Genomic DNA, 2,410 nt, shown 5'->3' on the forward strand with positions numbered 1-2,410 from the left:
GCCGATGAGGGTTTCGGCCATGGTGGAGGCGAACATGATCCTGCGGGTCAGGGCGTCGGGTGCGGGGTCGGCGGGAAGCTCCAACGGGTTGAGCCCCACCCCAGCCGCTCCAGGTGTGATCACCGTGCCGTCGACGTAGCCTGCGAGGTCGGCGTATTCACCGTCCGGGTCGATCACCGAGACCTCGACGCCCTCGTACAACTGCCGCAGGGCTTCGGATTTGGCGAAATACGATTTGCCGCTGCCGGAGGAGCCGACCACGACGGCGTTGTGGTTGTCGCAGGCCCACCGATCCCACACCACCGCCGCACCCGTATGCAGATTCAGCCCATACAGGACACCGGTGTCGGTGGGTGGGGTGTCGGGGTCGATGAGCGGAAACGCCGCCGCCGCACTGTCACTGTCCAATGTGCGGGTCGCGCCGAGCGCGTCCACCCCCAGCGGCAGCGTGGAGGTGACGCCGGGCAGTTGCCGCCAACTCGCCGGGCGGGCGTCCAGCATCGCCGCCGCCGACTGGGCCACCAGGCGCCCGCACGCGATCTCCAGGGCCTCGGGGTCCTCGGCGTGGACGGTGACGTACACGCCGATGGCGTACATGCGGGTGTCGCCGGTGGCCAAACGGCCCGCCAGGTCGGCGGCATCAGCCGCGGCGGCCTCCACCGCGGGGTCGTCGAGCTGGTCGCGGTTGGCGGCGTGGCGGCGACTGGACTCAAGCCTCGCCCGGCGCCTGCGAATCCGCGCCACCGCCACCGCCGTATCCACCGGCCCCAAGTGGCAGGCCACGTCGACGCGCGCGGCGCAGTCAATCAGCGCCTGCGTCCACCCGAGCGGCACCTCGCCCGGGTAGCCGACAATAAGGAAAGTGCGCGAACACCCTTGGCCGCAGTCGATGCGGCGGGCCGATGCGGTGATGGTGTCGGGGATCAACTCGGTCGGGACCGGAAAGACGCGCTTGCGCGCATCCACCGCTTCGCGTACCTCCGACAACAGTTGCTTGAGGCTCATGACGTCTCCCCCTCGTAGAGTCCTGTTTGGATGGTTCGGGTGTCGGAGGTGTCGCCGGGGGTGGGCGTGGCGGGGTCAACGTGGGCGCGCACCCGCGCCGCCAACTCCCCACCAGTCAGGACACGACAGGTCGCACCCAGGCCGCCGCAGCCGTCGATCACGGCGGTCGCCGCCCGCGCGGCGTCGGCCTCAGTGGCGCCGGTGACGACGATGGTGATTTCGCGGCGCTGCATGTCGGTGGCGTCGTCGAGGTCGGCCAACCACGCCACATAGGTCCGCCCGGCCTGACGTAGGGACGCGGATTTCATGTGCCGGTGAGTTTGGCGCAACCGATCCACATGGGAATCGAGTGTGGATGGACGGATCGAGACAACGATCTGGAGATGGCTGGTGCAGGCGTTGAGGATGCGCGTCATACCCTGCACCAAGGCGTGCTGTTCATCGGGCGAGCGCAGCGCGAAGTTCACCCCCCGCGCGTCCAACCCGACCGCCACACCTCGCGGCCCGAGATCCAGGCCGGTATCGGTGATAGCGCGTACCGGACCCGACCACGCCCGCACCGTCTCGACTCGCGACGTGGCGCCGTTGTCGAGGGCGGCGGTCGGGTCGGGGTGGCCCGCGGCCAGCCGGGAGCGGGGGTGGCGGATCGCCGCCCACAACAAACGGTCGAGGGACACCCCGTCGCGTTTGCCCAGCACCACTACGACCGCCACGATCCCGACCGCGCCGCACAACCCCACCAGCACCGGCGTCGACACCAGGCCGCCCAGGGCGTGCCAGGCGGCGATCAGGCCGATCGCGACCGGGGCCAACAGGGCGGCTTGCCGCACTGTCAGGCCCCACAGAATCTTGTCGGGAATATCAACATTGGCGGGTATCGGGATTCTCATCGTTCCTCCACAGTGTCGTCGGGGTAGATGCGGCGGCGCACGCGCCGGGGAGGCTGGCCGCGTAGCCGGTGTTGGGCGGCGGCCAGGCGCGCCGCATCCGACCGTCGCGCCGCATACGGCGCCGGACCCCCACCGGAACGGGCCGGGCGCGGCGACGGCGTGACTGACGTCCGCGCGTTGGCTGTGGCGCGGCGAGTAGCGCGCTTGCCGATATCGGCCGGGTTCGGGGTCGCCGCCGCGTGGCGCGACAACACCCCCACACCCGCCGGGTACTGCTTCGGCGAGCGCACTTCGGCCACCGATGTGTCGGCCAGGGCATGTGACGGCAGCGAGCGGGACTTGTCGCGGGCACTCGTGACCGCGCGGTTATGGCCCGCGTGGTGGACTTCGGCCTTGCGCACCCGGATATCACCGCCCGCGTGCTCGGGGCTGTCCCAGGGCCGCTGCGTCCATCCCCGACTCAGCGCGAACCGGGGGCGTCGCTGCGGCAGGCCGAGTCGCTGACGCGGCGACGG

The 2,410-nt window shown here is 70.7% G+C and carries 3 protein-coding genes; all 3 read right to left on the minus strand.

All coding sequences use genetic code 11. From position 1 onward, the window contains the following. On the minus strand, positions 1-1,005 hold a 1,005-nt coding region (locus VE172_RS20780; RefSeq protein ID WP_324803905.1), incomplete at its 3' end, for a helicase HerA domain-containing protein. Beyond that, positions 1,002-1,895, minus strand: coding sequence for a PrgI family protein (locus VE172_RS20785; protein WP_324803906.1), 894 nt, complete (start codon positions 1,893-1,895; stop codon positions 1,002-1,004). The genes VE172_RS20780 and VE172_RS20785, both read right to left, overlap by 4 nt. After that, positions 1,892-2,410: hypothetical protein (locus tag VE172_RS20790; RefSeq protein WP_324803907.1), on the minus strand; the 519-nt coding region annotated here is incomplete at its 5' end. The genes VE172_RS20785 and VE172_RS20790, both read right to left, overlap by 4 nt.

It is taken from the genome of Stackebrandtia sp., assembly GCF_035643755.1.
In the GTDB taxonomy this organism is placed as follows: Bacteria; Actinomycetota; Actinomycetes; order Mycobacteriales; family Micromonosporaceae; genus Stackebrandtia.

Excerpts from the sequence above, each read along its gene's own strand:
- VE172_RS20785 (WP_324803906.1), bottom strand. The coding sequence starts at position 1,895 with ATGAGAATCCCGATACCCGCCAATGTTGATATTCCCGACAAGATTCTG.